Annotated in this window: 19 protein-coding genes and 3 pseudogenes; 8 read left to right on the forward strand and 14 right to left on the reverse strand. The window is 65.2% G+C overall.

Features of this window, described 5'->3' with window-relative positions:
* Window positions 1–308 precede the first annotated feature (308 nt).
* The 3 genes from ABE438_RS07725 to ABE438_RS07735 form a co-directional block, all read right to left on the reverse strand.
* The gene (locus ABE438_RS07725) at window positions 309–1,586 is read right to left on the reverse strand and encodes a TRAP transporter large permease (protein WP_346502006.1); all 1,278 of its coding nucleotides are present in this window, start codon (window positions 1,584–1,586) and stop codon (window positions 309–311) included.
* Window positions 1,583–2,128 carry a TRAP transporter small permease gene (locus ABE438_RS07730; protein ID WP_346502008.1) on the reverse strand — a complete coding sequence of 182 codons (546 nt, stop codon included), beginning with the start codon at window positions 2,126–2,128 and terminating at the stop codon, window positions 1,583–1,585. Before ABE438_RS07730 ends, ABE438_RS07725 begins: the two co-directional genes overlap by 4 nt.
* A 198-nt stretch (window positions 2,129–2,326) precedes the next feature.
* A complete protein-coding gene (locus ABE438_RS07735; protein ID WP_346502114.1) occupies window positions 2,327–2,617 on the reverse strand; it encodes a DUF1330 domain-containing protein in 291 nt (96 codons plus the stop codon).
* 207 nt (window positions 2,618–2,824) lie between these two features.
* Here ABE438_RS07735 and ABE438_RS07740 point away from each other — a divergent pair, with 207 nt between their 5' ends.
* The gene (locus tag ABE438_RS07740) at window positions 2,825–3,634 is read left to right on the forward strand and encodes an IclR family transcriptional regulator (RefSeq protein WP_346502010.1); all 810 of its coding nucleotides are present in this window, start codon (window positions 2,825–2,827) and stop codon (window positions 3,632–3,634) included.
* Window positions 3,635–3,850: 216 nt separating this feature from the next.
* Here the strand turns inward: ABE438_RS07740 and ABE438_RS07745 are convergent.
* The 4 genes and pseudogenes from ABE438_RS07745 to ABE438_RS20365 all read right to left on the reverse strand — a co-directional run.
* Window positions 3,851–4,105 (reverse strand): annotated as a pseudogene (locus tag ABE438_RS07745) (IS91 family transposase); the annotation flags it as partial.
* A gap of 157 nt (window positions 4,106–4,262) precedes the next feature.
* A complete protein-coding gene (locus tag ABE438_RS07750; RefSeq protein ID WP_346502011.1) occupies window positions 4,263–5,576 on the reverse strand; it encodes a type II toxin-antitoxin system HipA family toxin in 1,314 nt (437 codons plus the stop codon).
* Window positions 5,576–5,824, reverse strand: coding sequence for a helix-turn-helix domain-containing protein (locus ABE438_RS07755; RefSeq protein ID WP_346502012.1), 249 nt, complete (start codon window positions 5,822–5,824; stop codon window positions 5,576–5,578). Before ABE438_RS07755 ends, ABE438_RS07750 begins: the two co-directional genes overlap by 1 nt.
* Window positions 5,825–6,228: 404 nt before the next feature.
* Window positions 6,229–6,429 carry an iron chelate uptake ABC transporter family permease subunit gene (locus ABE438_RS20365; protein WP_465248581.1) on the reverse strand — a complete coding sequence of 67 codons (201 nt, stop codon included), beginning with the start codon at window positions 6,427–6,429 and terminating at the stop codon, window positions 6,229–6,231.
* On the opposite strand from ABE438_RS20365, the gene ABE438_RS07760 reads away from it, so the two are divergent.
* Window positions 6,388–6,570: a hypothetical protein gene (locus tag ABE438_RS07760; RefSeq protein ID WP_346502013.1), complete on the forward strand. Its 183-nt coding sequence runs from the start codon at window positions 6,388–6,390 to the stop codon at window positions 6,568–6,570. The genes ABE438_RS20365 and ABE438_RS07760 overlap by 42 nt on opposite strands.
* A 15-nt stretch (window positions 6,571–6,585) precedes the next feature.
* Here the strand turns inward: ABE438_RS07760 and ABE438_RS07765 are convergent, their stop codons facing one another.
* The 7 genes from ABE438_RS07765 to ABE438_RS07795 all read right to left on the reverse strand — a co-directional run bounded on the left by ABE438_RS07765 (window position 6,586) and on the right by ABE438_RS07795 (window position 12,717).
* Window positions 6,586–7,797: a pyridoxal phosphate-dependent aminotransferase gene (locus ABE438_RS07765; protein ID WP_346502014.1), complete on the reverse strand. Its 1,212-nt coding sequence runs from the start codon at window positions 7,795–7,797 to the stop codon at window positions 6,586–6,588.
* A 112-nt stretch (window positions 7,798–7,909) separates the two neighbouring features.
* Window positions 7,910–8,827 (reverse strand): threonine/serine dehydratase, encoded by a 918-nt coding sequence (locus tag ABE438_RS07770; protein WP_346502015.1) that lies wholly within the window; start codon window positions 8,825–8,827, stop codon window positions 7,910–7,912.
* Window position 8,828: 1 nt separating this feature from the next.
* Window positions 8,829–9,557 (reverse strand): amino acid ABC transporter ATP-binding protein, encoded by a 729-nt coding sequence (locus ABE438_RS07775; RefSeq protein ID WP_346502115.1) that lies wholly within the window; start codon window positions 9,555–9,557, stop codon window positions 8,829–8,831.
* A gap of 55 nt (window positions 9,558–9,612) precedes the next feature.
* Window positions 9,613–10,272 carry an amino acid ABC transporter permease gene (locus ABE438_RS07780; protein ID WP_346502016.1) on the reverse strand — a complete coding sequence of 220 codons (660 nt, stop codon included), beginning with the start codon at window positions 10,270–10,272 and terminating at the stop codon, window positions 9,613–9,615.
* 3 nt (window positions 10,273–10,275) lie between these two features.
* The gene (locus tag ABE438_RS07785; protein ID WP_346502017.1) at window positions 10,276–10,992 is read right to left on the reverse strand and encodes an amino acid ABC transporter permease; all 717 of its coding nucleotides are present in this window, start codon (window positions 10,990–10,992) and stop codon (window positions 10,276–10,278) included.
* A gap of 42 nt (window positions 10,993–11,034) precedes the next feature.
* Complete coding sequence (locus tag ABE438_RS07790; protein ID WP_346502018.1) at window positions 11,035–11,820, reverse strand: amino acid ABC transporter substrate-binding protein; 786 nt, start codon at window positions 11,818–11,820, stop codon at window positions 11,035–11,037.
* Between the two features lie 129 nt (window positions 11,821–11,949).
* Window positions 11,950–12,717, reverse strand: a complete 768-nt coding sequence (locus ABE438_RS07795; protein ID WP_346502019.1) for an HAD-IA family hydrolase — start codon at window positions 12,715–12,717, stop codon at window positions 11,950–11,952.
* A 141-nt stretch (window positions 12,718–12,858) separates the two neighbouring features.
* On the opposite strand from ABE438_RS07795, the gene ABE438_RS07800 reads away from it, so the two are divergent.
* The 6 genes and pseudogenes from ABE438_RS07800 to ABE438_RS07825 all read left to right on the forward strand — a co-directional run bounded on the left by ABE438_RS07800 (window position 12,859) and on the right by ABE438_RS07825 (window position 19,059).
* Window positions 12,859–13,533, forward strand: a complete 675-nt coding sequence (locus tag ABE438_RS07800; RefSeq protein ID WP_346502020.1) for a GntR family transcriptional regulator — start codon at window positions 12,859–12,861, stop codon at window positions 13,531–13,533.
* 117 nt (window positions 13,534–13,650) lie between these two features.
* Window positions 13,651–14,421: an aspartate dehydrogenase domain-containing protein gene (locus ABE438_RS07805; protein WP_346502021.1), complete on the forward strand. Its 771-nt coding sequence runs from the start codon at window positions 13,651–13,653 to the stop codon at window positions 14,419–14,421.
* A gap of 237 nt (window positions 14,422–14,658) precedes the next feature.
* Window positions 14,659–14,859 (forward strand): annotated as a pseudogene (locus ABE438_RS07810) (phage integrase N-terminal SAM-like domain-containing protein); the annotation flags it as partial.
* Window positions 14,860–15,012: 153 nt separating this feature from the next.
* A pseudogene (locus tag ABE438_RS07815) lies at window positions 15,013–15,468 on the forward strand (IS91 family transposase); the annotation flags it as partial.
* 173 nt (window positions 15,469–15,641) lie between these two features.
* Window positions 15,642–16,481, forward strand: a complete 840-nt coding sequence (locus ABE438_RS07820; RefSeq protein WP_346502022.1) for a ferric iron reductase — start codon at window positions 15,642–15,644, stop codon at window positions 16,479–16,481.
* A gap of 247 nt (window positions 16,482–16,728) precedes the next feature.
* Window positions 16,729–19,059: a TonB-dependent receptor gene (locus ABE438_RS07825; RefSeq protein WP_346502023.1), complete on the forward strand. Its 2,331-nt coding sequence runs from the start codon at window positions 16,729–16,731 to the stop codon at window positions 19,057–19,059.
* Window positions 19,060–19,089 lie beyond the last annotated feature (30 nt).

A 19,089-nucleotide genomic window follows, 5' to 3' on the forward strand; every position in this document is an offset into this window, starting at 1 on the left:
ACAGCCGCCGGGAGACTTGCGCGCCCGCGGGTCTGCGTGACGGCCTCGTCCAGGGGGGGCGCCAGTCGGCGATGTCTCAAGACGACCATGACCGGGGCGCCATACGGCCCGCGCCGCCCATGTAGCAGAGGCGGCAGCAGCGCCGTGACGCCGTGGGGCCTCCGCTTCGGCAAACCCCGCCTGAGCTTTCGCGGCGCGTACCATTCCCGAAAGAACAAGGCCCCGCCGTATCCGCGGCGGGGCCTCTCTACTTGTCTATGCGGACCGGCCGGCGTCGATGGCTGGTCGGCGACGCGCCGGTCCGAGCCTCAATGCAGCCAGCTCGCCGGCACGGTGACCAATGGCGGGAACAGGACCAGCAGCACGATGAGGAGCATCTGGGCGATGAGGTAGGGCATCGCCCCCTTCGTCGCTGCCTCCATCGAGACGCCGCTGACTCCGCAGACCGTGTTGAGCACCGTTCCGACCGGCGGCGTGATCAGGCCGACCGCGTTGACCATCATGAAGATCACCCCGAAATAGACCGGGTCGATCCCTGCCGCTTTGACGACCGGCATCAGGATGGGCACGAGAATGGTGATACAGGGCGCGAAGTCGAGTGCCGTGCCGACGAGGAACACCACCACGACGATCATGCCCATCAGCAGGATCGGCGATTTGATGAAGGGATCGAGCAGGCTGACGAGCTGGGCAGGCATGTTGGAGATCGTCAGCATGAAGCCCGAGATCATCGAGGCCGCCACCAGGAGCATGATCACGGCGGTCAGGCGCCCGGCCGCGAGCAGCGCGTCATAGAGCAACCGTGGCGTCAGCTCGCGATAGACGAACAATCCGACGAACAGCGCATAGGCGGCGGCCACGACGCCGGCCTCGGTCGGCGTGAAGATGCCGAAGCGCAGGCCCGCCAGGATGATCACCGGCATCATCAGCGCCCAGCCGGCGGCAATGATGGTTTTCGGGAGGTCCTTGCGCGGCGTCCGGGGACGGACAGTGGCCGTCTCCTTCTTGGACAGGAACCACCAGGCGATCATGAGGCTCAGCCCCATCATGATTCCTGGGACGATCCCGGCGAAGAACAGCCCGACGATCGAGATGTTCGCCGTGACGCCGAGGATGATGAACCCGACGGACGGCGGGATGATGGGCGCGATGATGCCTGTCGCCGCCATCAGGCCCGAGGCCCGGCCCATATGATAGCCGGCATCCCGCATCAGCGGGACCAGCATGACCGCGAGCGTCGCCGTATCGGCGATGGCGGAGCCGGAGACGCTGGCGAGCACCAGGCCCGTGCCGATCACCACATAACCCAGGCCGCCACGGACGTGGCCGACCAGCGCCAGGGCGACGTTGACGATGCGGCGGGAGAGGCCGCCGGCGTTCATGAGCTCGCCGGCGATAAGAAAGAACGGGATCGCCATCAGCGGATAGCTGTCCGCGCCGTTGACCAGGCGTTGCGCCAGGATGTTGGCGTCCAGATTGCCCATCAGCAGCATCATCGCGATGCCGGACAGCATCAGGGCGAAGGCGATCGGAACCCCGATGGCCATCGTGCCGAGCAGGGAACCGATAAAGACCAGGCCGCTCACGGTGCTTTCTCCGAGGTCAGCGCGGGGGCCACGACCGGCAGCGGCTCGACATGCTCAACTCCCGACCAGGGGGCGGGCAGGATGCCGCGCAGCGAGCGCCACAGATCGATAACAAGGACCAGCGCCATCAGGATCGCGGCGACGAACCCCGCGGCATAGAGGGCGCCGACGGGAATTCCCGACAGGGCCTGGACGTTGCTCCACTCGATGACGGTGAGCGACCAGCTGCCTTCCGCCAGAAGCCAGCAGCACCAGAGCATCAGGCCGTAGGACACAAGAAAGCAGACGCCGCGTGCTTTCGGAGGCAGCCGGACGACCAAGGAGTCGACGCCGAGATGCGCGCCCTTGGCCAGGGCCACGACCGATCCCATGAAGATGACCCAGACGAGGACGACGCGGGACACTTCGACGGCGAACGGAATGCCCGAGCTGAAGCCGTAGCGCAGCACGACATTCGTAAAGATGAGAAGGCTGATGACGGCCATGCCGATGACGACGAAGACGTCGAAGATCTTGAATAGCCACTGCAACGCTGAGGACATGACCGCTCTCGAAAGGTTGTGCGCGCAGGCGGCGAGTGTCGCCGCTCTCTGACGAGGAGCCGGAGACGATGGGGCGACCACGTCCAGCATGCTGGTCGCGTCGAGGCCCACCGCCCCTGTCCGGTCGAACTGCGCGCCTGATAAAGGCGACGATTCCTCCCGCCGGCAGGCAGGAGGCCTCAGGCAATTCGTCCGGTGTCAGACACCTTCCATCACGGCGAGATGGACCTTGGCGTGCTTCTCGCGCGCCTTGATCGCCCGCTGGTACTCGGGAGAATTGTAGCAGGCGAGCGCGGTCTCGTAGTCCTTGAACTCGATGACGGCCACGCGGTTGGCGTCGGGACCTTCCATCACCTGGCTTTGACCGGCGCGGACGACAAAGGAGGCCCCGTATTTGTCGAAGGCTGCCTTGTTCAACGCAATATAGTCTTTGTACCCCTCATGGTCCGCAATATCGACCAGAGCAACCCAGTATCCTTTTTTGGACATTTTGTTTCCTCCCAACATGAATTCCGCGCCCTCTCGCGGAAGCACAGCCTGCCCGACGCGTTCGCCTTCGATGTTTGAGAGTGAGCCGTTGATCCCCTCCGACCACGCGGCTAGAACCGAATTGCGAGCGCTGACTACAATATGGACAGGTTGCCCAAATTCGTGTAGTGCCGTCATGTGCCGTTGTCAAGGTTATGAGGATAGACCATGAGCCAGCGTGAGCTGCCGGACGAGGATGATTCACGCGCTCCTGCCCACGTGCAGGGAGCGGCCTCGTTCTCGAAGTTCATGACGGTGCTGCAGATCATCGCCGATGCTCCCGGAACGCTGACCATCGCCCAGCTGACGAAGCGCGCGCCGTTTCCCCGGGGCACGATCTACCGCCTCGTCTCGGCGCTGATCGCGGAGGGGCTCGTCACGCAGGCCGGGGAGGGCGGCGCCTTCCGTCTCGGGCCGCGCCTGCTCCAGTTCGCGGCGAAGACCTGGGAGGATTCCGACCTGCGCGCGATTTCCAGGGATTTTCTGGTGTCGCTGCGCGATGCGACGGACGAGACCGTGCATCTCGCGGTGCCGAGCAACAATCGGATGGTTTATATCGACAAGCTGGTCGGCTCGAACCGGGTGCAGATGAAGACCAGCATCGGCGGCCAGGTCGAGCTGCACTCCACCTCCGTCGGCAAGGCCTGGCTGTCCGGCCTGCCCGAGCCACGGCTCCTGGACGTTCTGAAGGGCCTGGACCTGAAGCGGTATACCGACAAGACCTTCACGACACCCACGGCGTTGCTGGAGGAATTGAAGCTGACGCGCGAGCAGGGGTTTGCCTTCGATGACGAGGAAAACGAGCCGGACATCCGCTGCTTCGGCAGCCCGATCTTCAACCGTTCGCGGGAGCCGATCGGCGCGGTGAGCATCAGCATGCCGGTCTACCGCCACGACGAGCGGCGCCACGAGCTCTGCGCGAGGCTGGTGCGCGAAACGGCCCAGCTGATCAGTGGCGAGCTGTCGAGGATGCTGTAGCGCGGGGCGCCCCAGCGCCCGGCCAGCGGGATCGTGCGAGGCGCGCGACGGCGGCGCGATGCTCCGACTGAGATGCCGGGAAGCCCCGGTTTTGCTGCACCCGGGAGGGGGCCGGGATCGCTGCAAGGTCCATTTCCGCGATCAGCGCGATCGGCATTGCCCGCTCTCTGGCCGAGATCGGCGGTTCTTCCTGAAGATGCCGCCATGGGGCCATCGTCATGATGTGTCGATCCTGCCGGCGAGGAGGGTTCGCTGCGCGGTGCCCGGCGCGAAGCGCTCGACGAGGATCATGCGACCGCCGCAGCAGGGGCATGGCGGGTGCGGTTCAGAGGCCTGCTCGGGTTGCGCTGCGGCGACCGGGACGTCGTCTCTGGCGATGTCGTGCAGTGTCGGCGCCGCCATGATCTGCCTGATGCGGGCCATGGTATCGGCGCGCCGACTGGAGGCGAGCAGCCCGTAGTGGCGGATACGGAGGGAGTCTCGGCCCAATAGCCACAAGCCCTTGCAGACGCTGCTCGAAAGGGTCGTGGCGCCGCCGGTGGTTACATGCGGATCCCGAATGCGCGCGCAAGGCAGTTCTCGCTGGATCCACCGTCGGGGCAATCGCGGCTGACCGAGAGATGGTTTGCTAGGCGCTAAGGCCCGCTTCCAAGACCCGCAGGCGGGCCAGAGCGCCGGCTTTGACGGCCTCGTGCAGGGCCAGCGGAAAGCCGACTGGCAGCTCGGCTTCGATCTGCTCGATCGCCTTCGGCATGCCGGATGCGATGTCCTCGATCGCCTGGCGAACAAGCGCCTTCGGCAGGCCCGCCCTGTCCGCCGTCTGGACAAAGTGCCGCGCCGCGATCTCGTCGATGCGGTAATGCCGGTTGTCCCCCACCGACATGGCGAGCTTCATCTGCCGGCGCTCGATCTGATGCGCGTCGAGGCTGGGCTGGGCCGTCAGCACATCATAGAGTGGCGTCAGCGCATAGCCGCCGGGATGGAGGAAGACGCTGAAGTTCTTGGCATGCCCATCGGTCGCGCCGATCAGCCAGAAGGCGAGCTGCGCCTGAAACAGCGTCCGGTGATCCTCGGCGGGCCTGTCGCTGCCTTTGAGCAGATTGGCGATCTCCACCAGACCCGGACCGCCATCGGACTGGTATTTGCGCGATGGTGGGACTGACAGAGCCTGGCAGCAATCCTCCTGCGGCAGGCGGATCAGGCGGCCATTGTTCCAGACCCTGTCGAAGCGTTCGACGACCAACGCCTTGGTGTGGCCGAAGGTCATGATCTCTGCGTTGGCCACCGGCAGGCCGAGATGTCCGAGCAGTCGCAGGCAGTAGAATTCATTCTCGACGCTGTCGGTCAGGTCGATGCCGTTCGGCAGCCTTCCAATCTGCGTCTTGAAGATATGCGTCGTCGGCGTCGTGCCGCGCGGCTTCAGCCAGCGTCCGTCGAAACGCAACAGTGCCGTCTTCTCCTGCGCGCCGGCGACCGAGATCCTGAAATCATCGTCCCTGGAAAGGCCGAGCGGCGCCTGAACCAGATTGTTGAGAAGCTTCTCGATCGCCTCATCATCAACCGGTTCGCCTGATATCGCGGTGCTGTCTTGAGGTTCCTCCTCGTCGCCGGGGACGAATTGCAGCGCGCCGACGCAGTCGCGACCGATCGCCGCCAGCAGGCTGTAGGCATCGTACCCGGCCGCCCCGACCTTCTCGGCCACACGCCTCCGCAGCGCATCTGAGTCCGGCAGCAGATTCTCGAACACGGCGACGACGGGCTCGCCGCGCCAGGCATCTTCGCGCAGCGGCAGAGACAACGAGACCGGAAAGGCGGTATCCCGCTCCAGCCAGGTCGGATCATAGCGAAACGAGATCGCACCGCTCGTTTCCTTCAGAAGGTGACCGACCAGGCGATTGTTCTGATAGACCCGCAGTGGCGTATGTCGGCGCGTTCTGGCCATCAGTCGATCAGGCCCTCGACCCCAACCTTGCGGCCGCGCGCCGTGACCTGGAATTCCAGATCGAGCGCTGCCAGTATTGCGAGAACGGTATCGATCCTGGTTGCGGGATTGCCGGTCTCGATCAGCGAGATCGTTTCCTGGCGCAGGCCCGCCCGCTTGCCGAGCTCGCTCTGGCTGAGCCCCATTCGCTTACGGTTGCGGCGGATGATTGCGCCGATCTGATCGGGGCTGCGGGCGAGGTCGACCATGGCATTCTCCTGCCACGAGTATGCGCCAATTCCGATAGTGAAGCAATATCGAGATTGACGCATAATTTCGATTTATGTGCCAATTAATATAATATAATTATATTCAGATTGGCGCATAAATCTTGAATCGGAAATTAACGCCATAGCAGGTCGCAACTCGTCGGAAGTTGGCCCTTAGCTGACTCATGCAAGGTCTGCTCTCGGGCAGTCCACGCGAGTTGACGCGCTTATGGCAGGGAGTGGGCATGACGGCCTCGACGTATAAGGGACCTATCTGCCACCATTGAAGGTCGAGGCCGGGAAAGCCACAACGGGCGGGTCGGCTCCAAATGCGGTTGCCGGCCTCGATCGGATTGCCTGAGACGAACCGGAAAGGTGCCGTGATGCGGTGTTGAGTTACCTGCCTACCTTCCGCCCTTGGCCATGAGTTTCATGAAGTATGGTCCACCGATGAATGTGGCGAGGAGGCCTGCCGGCAGGGGAAGAGCAGGTTGCGACCGAGCCAGTCGGCGAGGAAGCATGGTGAGGGCGCCGATGACGGCTGCGCCGTAGAGCTGGGGCATGTGGCGCTGAAGGCCCATCATCCGGGCCATGTGCGGGGCCATCAGACCAACGAAGGAGAGCGGCTCGACGATCAGGGGGTAACGGCTCCGGTCGGCACGGCGGTGACGAGCATCAGGCGAAAGCGGCTCAAGGTCAGCCCGACGCCGACCGCCCGGCTGGAGGCCTCGCCGGGCGGCCGATGAAGCGCGGATACCCATCTAGACCTTGTATCGTTCAGCCATGGTTACAATCCGTTGGGCGGCATCCAGCGCTGCACTCCGGTCCTGCGAAAAGTTCAGGCGGATGCTGTGCGGATGCGGACCGAACTCCGTTCCCGGCGTCACGATCACATTCGCCTGCTGGCGAAGCAGTCGAACAAAATCGAGCGGCGCGACGCGCAGCGCCGGCAGCGTCGGGAATACGTAGCTTCCCGCCCGCGGACGCCGGGTCGGGAAGCCGGCCTCGGCGAAGATAGCCAGCAGATCGTCGCGAATGAGCTGGTGGTCGCTCACCCGCTGCGCCATCCAGCCTGCAGGCTCGGCGAACCAAGAGCGAAGCACCGCCTGATTGTAGCCGGCAGCCCTGAGCGAGACGATCGCCTGCAGCTTCTCCATGCGGTCGATGATCTCCGGCGCACCGAAGGCGACGCCGAGACGGTAGCCGCTGAGCGACTCCGTCTTGGACGGACCCATGATGGTCACGCACTGCGCCTTCGGCAGGCCGCTCGCGCGGATATGACTGTATTGCTCGCCCTCATAGCGCAGACGGGAATAGAGTTGGTCTGCCACGACCGTGACGCTATGGCGCGTCGCCAGCTCCGCGATCCGGCCGATCTCGCGCTGCGAATAGACCGCGCCGGTCGGGTTGTTGGGGTTGGAGAAGACGAAGACCTTCGCGCCGGAGAGGAAGGCCGCCTCCAGCGCCGAGAGGTCGAGACCCGCTCCCTCGTCAGCGCCGAGATAGTCCATGGCGACCGGCACGACCTCGCCGCCAAGGAACTTTACCAGCTTGCGGTTGGCGAAATAATCGGGCTGAACGATCGCGACCTTATCACCGGCCGCGACGGTCGCGGCCATGGCCAGGAACAGCGCGCCCTGCGTACCAGGTGTGAGGATGATGCCGGAATCGGCCGAGACCGGCGCGCCTGTGAAGGCTTCGAGTTGGCTTGCCAGCTCGGCGCGGATGTCGGCCGACCCGCGATACTCCGTATAGGCCTGTCGCCCGCCGATCCGCACGGCCTCTGCAAAGCGCTCCATCGCGTCGGGCGGCGGCGGGAAGGCGTCGATGTCGCCATGGGAAAAATCGACGGCGCGCCCGGGTAGGGACTCGCCGATCATCAGGGCGCGGATGTCGGCGTCTGAGCGCCGCACCTCTTGGCCGGGGGCGTTATCGGTCGAAAGGGCGGCGAATTTGTTGGCGAGCGAAGACATGGCGGTTCCTATGGAGCTCGATGGGCGAAGCGGTCGTGCGCGGCCGGGCGCGCTTATCGGGGCGCGATCGCGCTGCGGAAGATCTCAGGCTCGACATTGCCGCCGGAGAGCATCACCAAGGCTCGCGTCCGCGCAGCGCCTCGGGCCGCGCCAGCAGCGCCGCCAGAGCGACGGCGCCGCCGGGTTCGACGACAAGCCGCAGATGCTCGAAGGCGAAACGGATGGCAGCGAGCACCTCGTCGTCAGAGGCGGTCAAAACCAGCGACAGCTTCTCGCGGTTGAAGGAGAACGGCAGTTCCGCCGGGGTCGGTGCCAGCAGCGCGTCGCAGAGCGAGCCGGAGAGGTGTTCATTGACCTCGCGCCGGCCACTTTCGAGCGAGCGCCGCGTGTCGTCGAAGCCTTCGGGCTCGGCAGCCCAGAGCTCGGCCCGAGAACCGATGGCCTCCAAGGCGAGACCGGTTCCGGCAGCGAGCCCGCCGCCGCCGCAAGGGACGACGACGAGATCGACCGCACCGTCTGCCTGCTCGGCGGCTTCGAGGAAGGCCGTGCCCTGGCCGGCGATGACGAAGCGGTCGTCGCCCGGCGGCACGACCGCGACCGGCGAGCGCGCCGCGATGCGCGCCGCGATCTCCTCGCGCGATTGCGTGGCGCGGTTGTAGAGCACGACCTCGCCCTCGTTCTCGCGCACCTTGGCGATCTTGTTGGCGGGAGCGTCGCTCGGCATGACGATGGTCGCGCGGATGTCGAGCATCCGGCCCACCGTTGCCACCGCCTGGCCGTGATTGCCGGTGGAATACGCGACGACGCCGCCGGGATGGGCCGTGCGGTCGAGACGATGGAGCCGATTGTAGGCGCCGCGGAACTTGAAGGCGCCGGAGCGCTGCAGGTTCTCGCATTTGAGCAGGATCTCGCCGCCGGTAAGTCGGTCGAGGGCGGGCGAGCGCAGCAGCGGCGTGCGTACGGCCACGGGCGTGAGAACGCGCGCAGCGTCGAGGACATCGTCGGGGGTCGGTCGGAGCAGGTCGGTCATGTCAATGGGCCAGGATGCGCGAGAGGAAGAGGCGGGCGCGTTCCGAGTGGGGCGCGGCGAAGAAGCGCGCGGTCTCGGCGACCTCGACGATCTCGCCCTGGTCCATGAAGACGACCCGGTCGGCGGCGGCCTTCGCGAAGCCCATCTCGTGGGTGACGACGACCATGGTCATGCCCTCACGGGCGAGTTCGAGCATCACCGCCAGCACCTCGCCGATCATCTCTGGGTCGAGCGCCGAAGTCGGCTCGTCGAACAGCATCGCGATCGGGTCCATGGCGAGCGCCCGCACGATGGCGATGCGCTGTTGCTGACCGCCCGAGAGCTGCGACGGGTAGGCAGCCTCCTTGTCGGCGAGACCGACACGCCTAAGCAGGCCGCGGGCCTTGTCTTGAGCTTCGTCAGGGCTGCGCTTCAGCACATGGACCTGCGCCAGGCAGATATTCTCCATCACCGTGAGGTGCGGGTAGAGCTCGAAATGTTGGAACACCATGCCAACCCGCGCGCGGACCTTGGCAGCTGCCGTGGGCTTTGACGGGAGGTCTTCGCCATCGATCGCGATGCGACCCGCCTGGACCGGCTCAATTCCGTTGATACATTTGACGAAGGTGCTCTTGCCCGAGCCCGAGGGCCCGCAGATCACCACGACCTCGCCGCGCGCCACCTCAAGGCTGCAGTCGCGCAGAACCGGGACGTCGCCATAGCTCTTGGACAATCCTTCGATCCGTATCATATCGACCATGTCGTTCATGCTGTCCCGCGGTTGCGAGGGAGGGGGCCCAACGCCGCTAATGCACGCGTTGCCGGCTGCTGAGGCGCTGCGCCAGCGTGCTGCCGGCGGTGCAGAGGGCGAAGTAGACGAGCGCGGCGAACACATAGAGCTCGACGATGCGGTTCTGGGTGTTCGCGACGATGCTGGCCGAGGTCATGAAGTCGTGGAGCGACACCACGTAGACCAGCGACGTGTCCTGGAAGAGCACGACGCCCTGCGTGACCATCAGTGGCGCCATCTTGCGCAGTGCCTGCGGCAGCACCACGAGGCGGATCGTCTGGAGATAGCTCATGCCCGAGGCCTGCGCGGCCTGCCATTGCCCAGGCCGCACGCTTTTCAACCCGGCCCGGATGATCTCGGAGTAATAGGCACCCTCGAACATGACGAAGGCGATCAGCACCGAATAGAGCGCGCCGACCGGCCGGCCGAGCAGGAGCGGCACCAGGAAGTAGAACCAGAAGATCACCAGGATCAGCGGTACGGCGCGAAAGCCGTTTACGTAGAGCGCGGCGAGCGTCGCCAGGGCGCGGTAGCGCGAGAGCCGAGCAATGGCGAGGACCAGGCCGAGTGTCAGGCCGCCGGTCATGGCGATGGCGGTCAGCCCGAGGCTGAGGCCGAGCCCCGTCGCCAGGAAGGGCAGCGCGTCGAGAATGACGGAGATGTCGAAGCCGAACATTGCTCATCCCCTCGCGGTCGGACCGGGGATCGAGATCCGACGCTCGATGATCGTCATCAGCGTCGTCACCATCAGGGCGATCGTCATGTAGACGACGGTCGCAGCGGTGAAGGCCTCGAAGCCCTGATAGGTGAAGCTCTGAATCTGCTGGGTCTGCGCCGTCAGCTCGTAGACGCCAATGGTCAGCGCGATCGAGGAGTTCTTGAAAATCGTCAGGAATTCCGAGGTCAGCGGAGGGATGACGATGCGGAAAGCCTGCGGCAGCAAGACGAGCCTATAGGCCTGTACCGTAGACAGCCCGGAGGCGCGTGCTGCCATCGACTGGCCGCGCGGAACGGCGGCGATGCCGGCGGCGACCTGGACCGCGACGCGAGAGGCGGTGAACAATCCCAGCGCCACGATCGCCGTCACGACTTCGGGATGGGGCAGCTCCCGCTTCAGCCACGTGCCCGCCGCCTTCGGCAGCAGCTCGGGCACGACAAAGAACCAGAGGAACATCTGCAGGAGCAGCGGCACGTTCCGAAACAGGTTGATGTAGGATCCGGTGACGAAGCGCACCGCCCCGGAGGTGCCACTGTGGGAGATGCCTATCAGCGTCCCCAGGCCGAGCGCGATGCCCCAGCTAGCGATCGAGACCGCGAGCGTCATGGCGATGCCCTGGCCGAGCCACTCCAGGTAGGGGGGCTGGAAGAGGACGCCCCAGTTCCATGCGTAGTTCATGGCGTGATCTTCCCCACTCGGCTTCCGAATCCACCGATCCCCTCACTCTGGGATGCCGATGACCTGGAAGGTGGTCGCCAGCGGTGCCGAGAGCGGCACGCTCAGCGGCTCGAACCAAGTTCCGTAGACCTTGGCGAGCTCGCCTTCACGAGCCAGCCGAGCGAGCGTCGCGTTCACCAGCGACAGGAACACCGTGCTGTTCTTCTGCACGAGGAAGCCGTAGCTGTCGTAGGAGAGCGGCTTGCCGACGACCTCGTAGTCGGCGGGCGTCGGCGCCTTGCTGCGAAGCCCGAACAGCAGGATGTCGTCGGTCGAGAATGCGTCGACGCGGTCGGTCGACAGAGCAAGGAAGCCCTCCGAATTATCCCGCACCGGCAAGATCCTGACGTTCAGCTTGTCGCGCTCGACGATGGCTTTGATCAGGCGCTCGGGGACCGAATTGATCGGCAGTGCGATCGACTTTCCCTTGAGGTCGGCGAGTTCGGCGATGCCAGACTTCGACTTCACCAGGAGCCGCGTCGAGGAGATGAAGAACGGGCTCGAAAAATCGACCTGTGCCTGACGCCCGATCGTGTTGACTGCCGATTCACAGGAGATGTCGACGGTGCCGTTGGCGACCAGCGGAATGCGGTTCTGCAGATTGACCGGCACCCATTTGATCTCAAGCTCCGGCAGGCCGAGCGCCGTTTTCACGGTCGCCGCGACCCGGGTGCAGAGCTCGGTCGAGTAGCCGGTCGGCTTGCCCTGAGCGTCGATATAGGAGAACGGGATCGAAGATTCGCGATAGCCGATCGAGATCGACTTCTTCGCCTTGATCCGGTCGATCACAGCATCCGTCGCCTGCGCTTGTACCGCTGACGTCGTTCCCAATGCCAGGCTGACGGCGATGGCGGCCAGTCCCTAAATCCTGCGTTTCATGTTCCGTTCCCTTATCGTTGCCGGTTGTTGCTGGAAGACTCAGGCGATGGCGTCGAGCAGCTCCGCGAGGCTCGACACTGTCAGGTCCGGCCGGGCCTCGGCTGCGCCTTCGCCGGAGAGGCCGAGAAGTCGGTCGGGCCTGTTGATCCACGCCGATTTCAGCCCGAGCCTGTTGGCGGGCGTGATGTCGGCGCGAAGGCTCTGGCCGACATGCAGGACGCGCTGCCGCGGGATCCCGGCTGCATCGAGATCTGCGAGCGCCGTGGCGAAATGCTCGTCACTGGGCTTGTAGGCGCCGACGCTCTCGGCCGTGACCACGATGTCGAAGCGGATGTTCATCTTGGCGCATGACGAGGCCAGAGAGGCGTTGTCGATGTTGGACAGCGCCCCGATCCTGGCGCGCGCCTGCAGCGTCTTCAGACCGGCCTCGGTGTCGGCATAGGCCGGCCAGTCATGCGGAGTCCGCGAGAACGCTTCGCGCCGGACAGGATCGACCGCGACGCCGAAATCGGCCGAGATCTTGTCGAAGCAGCGGCGGAGCACCTCGGGATAGAGATGAGCCGGGCGCTCCTTCTGGATGACGGCACGGGCACGGTCAAAAGACATGATCAGCGCTTCGCCAGTCGCGTTGACGCGCTGCTCCTGCGCCCAATCCTGCAGGAAGGCCACGATCGACGGCTCCCAGTCGATCAGGGTGCCGTAGACGTCAAAAGTGACGGCGTCGAAGTCGGACAAGCGAAGCATGAGAAACCCGTTCCGTTTAAGCTGGAATAAATTAGCGATAATCGCTAAAATGGATATCGTCAACTCCGCGATGGCCGGGGGGCGACTCAGGGCATTTCACGTCGAATTTTAGATTATTATGTCTGATTGACTTTGACCGGCTGCTAGCCGAGAAGCTGTCTCTTGGAGCTGTTAAATCGCTAATTCACAAAGGGGCGCCGTCGCGTGGACACGCAGAGCATCGTGGAGCTGGCCTCGCGCCGGGACAGCCGCTCGGCCGCCGAGATCGTCGCGGACGACCTGCGTGCCGCCATTCTGCGCAATCGCCTGGCCGGCGGCGAGCGGCTGCGGCAGGACGCGATTGCGACGCAGTTCGGCGTTAGCCAGATGATCGTGCGCGAGGCCTTCAAGCAGCTCGTCGGCGAGGGATTCCTCACCGCCGAGCCGCGTCGCGGCGTCGCCGTCGCGCTGATGAGTCGCGACGAGGCCTGGGAAATCAGCCAGTTGCGGGCGATCCTGGAATGCCAAGCATTACGTTGGGCGATTCCCAACATGGTGCGCGCCGATTTTCTTTCTGCTGCCGAAGTGCTCGGCGAACTCGATGTGGCCACCACAGTCGACGCGAAGATCCTGCTGAACGGCCGCTTCCACCAGATCCTATACGCGCCGGCCAGACGCACGCGCACGCTGGAGATGATCGAGACGTTGCGGATGAATTTCGAGCGCTATCTGCGCTACACTTGGGAGCAGACGCATCATCTTGAGCAGTCCCAGGCCGAGCACCGCAGCATTCTGACGCTCTGCGAGATGCGCGACGTCGAGCGAGCGTGCGACCTTCTGCGGAAGCATGTTCTTGCTACGGGCGACCTTCTCGTCGACAGCCTCACGCCGAAGACCTAGTCGCCCGCAGGCAGCGCCCGCGAACGGTGCCATTTATTATATTAACTATCGTTAGTCGCTAATAAGTGGTTGCCGCTTCTCAGCGGTGCGGTGGCAGCCGAAACAGGATCGGCACACATGAACTATCAACGGGTCGGCATCATCGGAGCCGGCGTCATTGGACAGGCGATCTTCGACGCCATCGTCACTCAAGATCTTGCCGCAGTGGACTATGTGCTGGTCGACGAGCGCTTCGCGCCACCTGCCAACACGACGCATCTGCGCGAGCACCTCACCACCGATGTTCGGCGCGCGCTGGCAGCCCCCACGGATCTGGTGATCGAGGCGGCCCATCCCGACGTAGTCGCTGGGCTAGGCGCGGAGTTGCTCGCGAAAGGCGATCTCTGCGCCTTCAGTTCGTCGGCCCTGGCCGATGAGTCGGTCGAGACCGCCATCCGGCAGGCCGCCAAGGTCGCGGGGAGCCGGCTCCTGATTCCGCATGGAGCGATTCTCGCACTCGATGGGCTCAGCGACGGTCGCGATGCGATCGACCAGGTGATCGTGACTACGACGAAGAACGGAGCGAGCCTAGGAGCTGACACCAACGCTCGCGGCGTGCTCTTCGAGGGGGCAACGCGGGACGCCTGCGCGCGCTTTCCGCGCAATGTGAACGTGCATGCCGCCGTGGCAATTGCCGGGATCGGCTTCGACCGCACGCGCAGCGTCGTCGTGGCCGATCCCGAGACGCGACAGATGCGCCACCGGGTCCAGGTGTTCGGTCAGGGCTTCGAGTGGGATATCTCGGTCAGCTCAACCACACTTGGCGGCGTTTCCGGGGCATACACGCCAAAATCGGCAGTCGGATCGATCCAGCGGATCTTCGGCTTCCATCCAATCGCTGCTTGCTGAGACCAGGCAGAGTCAACAGCTGTCGCGCGGCACATTGCGGCCGAGCGCCGAGGCGGATTGCGCCACAGGACTTAACCCGCTCTCGCGGGAGGGCGCTGCGGCGCGTTCATCGCTGAGATTTCGCCTGTGAGGCGCCGCCTCCGAGGATTTCGGGGTCGTTGCTCCTGATCCTCGGAGGTTTTCATGATCGATGCCGTCACCGTCACTCCGCTGCGCCAGCGGATGATCGAATAGGACATGACGATCCGCCGGTTCGGCGAGCACACGCAGCGCGACTATGTCCGGCAGGTCCGTGAGTTCACCGCCTTCCTCGGCTTGCCGCCGGATCGGGCCGGACCGGAGGATCTGCGGCGCTACCAGCTTCACCTGGCTTCGCTCGGCGCAAGCTACGCCCGGATGAACCTGGCCTGCACGGCGCTGCGCTTCTTCTTCCACGTCACGCTGGGCCGGACCGGCTTCGGTGACCGCATGGCGCGGATCCCGACGCCTGATCGCCTGCCGGTGGTGCTGGACATGCAGGAGGTGGCGCTGCTGCTGGCGCATGCGCGGAGCCTGAAGGATCGCGCCGCGCTCAGCATCGCCTATGGCTGTCTCGAAGGGCTCGCTGCCCTGCACGCGGCCAGCCGGCTCGCCTTCCATGGCGATCTCGCTCACCTGGCCGAAGCCGAGGCCTTCGCCGCGATGCTGGCGCCGCAGCGTCGGGCCGACTGGGTCGTCTATGCCAAGCGAGCTTTCGGTGGGCCCGAGGCCGTGCTGGCCTATCTCGCCCGCTACACCCACCGCGTCGCCATCGCCAACAGCCGCCTCGTCGCCATGGAAAGGCACGGGGTCACGTTCCGCGGGAAGGATTATCGCGCCCGCTGCGCCGGCAAAGCCTGGCGCAAGGCCATGACGCTGACGGCCCACGACTTCACCCGCCGGTGCCTGCTCCACGTCCTGCCCGACGGGTTCCACAGTATCCGCCACTACGGGCTGCTCGCCTCCAGTCGGCGCGCCGATACCACGACCCGCATCAGGCAGATCATGGCGGCGCCGGCGCCGCCATGCCTCCGATGAGACCGTATGCGCGTCCTTTCCACGTCCCAAACGCCATGCCTCGTTCGTCATGTCCATGAGCGCTGAATCGGCAGCGCGTGAAGGAGAGGGCAATGTCGGGCGAAGGAGGCTTATGGGCGCCGAAGGCGCCTGGTTCGCCACTGCGTTCCGCCCTGGCGTCCCAGGTGGCGCTATGGCCGGAAATCAGGGTCGAACTCGGCGGGCTGGAGCCGGGCTGGATCACCGCCGAAGCCTTCTTTGCCAGCGACGCCATGATCGAGGAGTTCCTCGACTACGAGGGCGCCTGCAATGCGGGGACCGACCGGAAGACGTGCGGCTCCCTGATGATGACGGACTATGCCTATGTCGTCGCGCTCGCGACGGTGCCGCTCTTCCTCGGCTTCGGCCTTCTTCCGGACCTCTCGCCGTCGCGTTTCGCTCTCCTGTTCCATACGGCCGAGGATGAGCATGACGGCCAGCTGCATGAAGTCCGGCGCGCGCATGTGCGCTATCTGTCGGCAGGCTATTTCACCAGCCGGCAGGATCACGCTGCCCATCCGGACGCACGGGCGCTGCTGACCGACGACGCGATCGCGGAAGCGTTCTGCACAGCTGTCGAGGGGCATTTCGCGCCGCTGATCGAGCAGCTTCATGCCAGGACGCAGCTCTCCCGCAATGCCTTCTGGCGGCTGGTCGCCGATGCCCTCGCTGGCTGGTTCATCGAGGCGGGGCGCCGGCTTGGCTGCGTGGAGGCCGCGAAGGCCTCGGCCATGGCCGTGCTCAAGCGGCCGGGATCGAAGCTGAACAACCGCCAGCTTCACTATTTCGATCTGTCCGTCCCCGACCGGACGGGCAAGCCGTTCTCCTACACGTTCCGGGGGCGCGGCGGCTGCTGCCGCTACTATACGGTGGCGGGTGGCGAATACTGCTCGACCCGCGTGCTGAAGGAGCCACGCCAGCGCGACGACGATCTGCGGCAGGCGATGCGCCGCCATCTCGGCCTGGCCGGCGACGCACAGGCCTGAAGCGCGCCATGTCGCCGGCAACGCCCGCCGCGGGCGCGGTTAACGAATTATTTCTGCCGGGCCGTGTCCCAAAGCCCTGATGCCAATCGTCACCCCAGTGAGCGGATGAACGGAGTCCGCGTCGAGGACGAAGTGCGGCGCCTTGCGTGCCGCATGGACGGGGGTTTCGATGGCTGCCACGATTTCTGACACCACCATGGCGGGACGCGCCGGACGGCGTCGACGCTTCGCTTTTCTGGCCGGCACAATGCTGGCTCTCTGCGGTGTCGCGCACGCCTCGGCGCAAACCGCGGCCGCGGCTCAGCCTGCGAGCGAGGCCATCTCGATCCCCGCCGGTCCGCTGACGCCGGCTCTCAATCGTCTCGCCGCGCAGGCCGGCCTCCAGATCCTGTTCGATGCCGATCTCACGCGCGGCAAGACGACGCGCGGCGTTCGCGGGGCGCTTTCGCCGGCACAGGCACTCGATGCGCTCCTGGCCGGCACCGGCATCAGCGGACGCTTCGCCGGCAGCAACCAGGTCGTTCTGGCCGCCGCCGCCACGCCGATGGTCACCGGCACGCTGCCGGACGGGACGATCTCGCTCGACGAGATCCGGATCTACGGCGCCCGTGATGCCGTCACGCTCGGCGACAGTTCGGCCAGCGTCGGCATCGTGACGGCCAAGGAGATCGACTACGGCCAGATCCGGGATTTCCGCGATTCCTTCCGGCGCATGGCGAACGTCATGGATGCCGACTGGGTCAATGGCGGGTTCGTGCTGCGCGGCGTCAACTCCGAGGGCTTCGCCTCGGGCAACAACCCGATCGGCTCGCTCTATATCGACGGCGTGCTCCAGACGCAGGAGGGCACGCGGCGCGGCGCCCGCGCCCTGTGGGATGTCGAGCAGGTCGAGGTCTATCGCGGACCGCAGTCGACGCTCAGCGGCCGCGCGGCGATGGCGGGCGCGATCTACATCAAGACCAAGGACCCGACCTTCAAGCGCGAATTCGAGGTCCAGGGCACGGTCGGCAACAACCGGCACACCGGCGCGGCCTTCATGGTCAACGCCCCGCTGCTCGAGAACCAGGTCGCGGCGCGCATTGCAGGGTCGTTCGAGCGCTTCCGCAGCGATCTGAACGCGCCGTCCTTCGTCGCCTTCCGGCGCTATGACGAGTGGATGACCGACTCCAATTATGCGATCCGCGGCAAGCTGCTGATCACGCCGACCGGCCTGCCGGACACCAAGGCGATGCTGAGCTACTCCTTCGCCAAGGACGCGCCGCGCGAACGCGATATCGGCGGGCCGGGGATGGGGTTGCCCTGGCGCCAGAAGCGCTCGGATTTCTATCTGCCGATCTATACCGAGGTGCGCTCGACCCAGGTCCACAATGGCGGGCTCGAGATCACGCACGCCTTCTCGGATGCGCTGCGCTTCACCTCGCAGACCGGCATCACCCACGATTTCCACCAGCGCCCCTCGATCAATCTCGGGACCTTCGGGGAAACCAATGTCCTGCGTGGCGACCGGACCAGCACGCAGTTCACCCAGGAATTCCGCCTGAACTACGATCGCGGCCCCTGGAAATGGGTCGCCGGGGTCTATGGCAGCCATCTCGACTGGCGCAACTGGTATGATGGACGCGCCGGCACGACGACGCTCTCCCAGAAGGACCGCAAGAAGACCTCGAACGCCGCCGCCTTCGGCGAGGTGACCTATGAGTTCGTGCCGAGCTGGAAAATCACGGCCGGCGCGCGCGTCGACTACACCGAGCAATCGGTCGAATACGCCTATCGGCGCGGCAATCTGCGGACGGGCGCGGCCGCGATCACGCGCTATTCCGGCAGCACCGACGAGTTGAATTTCCTGCCGAAGTTCGGCATCTCCAAGGAGTTCGACGAGCGGAATACCGCCGGCTTCGTCTATTCGCAGGGCTTCCGCAACGGCGGCATCGCCTATGACAATGTCAGGATGTCGACCTATACCTATGATCCCGAGAAGTCGCACAATTTCGAGCTGTTCTACAAGGGACGCTGGCTCGACGACCGGCTGACGATCAACGCCAACGTCTTCCACACCCGGTTCCGGCGGCAGCAGGTCGACATCGAGGACTTCGTCAACCTCAACAACCTGATCGCCAATGCCGCGAATTCGCGCTCCTGGGGCTTCGAATTCGAGCCGACCTTCCGCGTCACCGACCAACTCACGGCCTTCGCCTCGATCGGCTATCTCGACACCAAGTTCAATCGCAAGAGCCAGCACGGGCTGATCGAACTCGCCGGCTATCCCTTCCCGGAGGCGCCGGAATGGAGCCTCGGCGTCGGCGGTCGCTACGAGTTCGGCAACGGCGTCTATATCGGGGCCGACGCCAAGTACACCTCGCGCTACATGGCCCGCTTCTCGGTCAACGCGCCGAACAGCTTCGTCGGCGACCGCACGATCGTGAACGCGCAAGCCGGCTACAAGCGCGAGAACTGGGAGGTCAACGCCTTCGTCCAGAACCTGCTCGACGAGAAGTACCTGACCTATCTCGACGGCGACAGCATGGCGACGCTCGGCGCCCGCCGGAGCTTCGGCGTCACGCTGAAGGCGAAGTTCTGAGCGTGGGGGGCGGAAGGCCGGTCGAACCGG

The organism is Allobosea sp. TWI1241 (genome assembly GCF_039673065.1).
Taxonomy (GTDB): Bacteria; Pseudomonadota; Alphaproteobacteria; order Rhizobiales; family Beijerinckiaceae; genus Allobosea.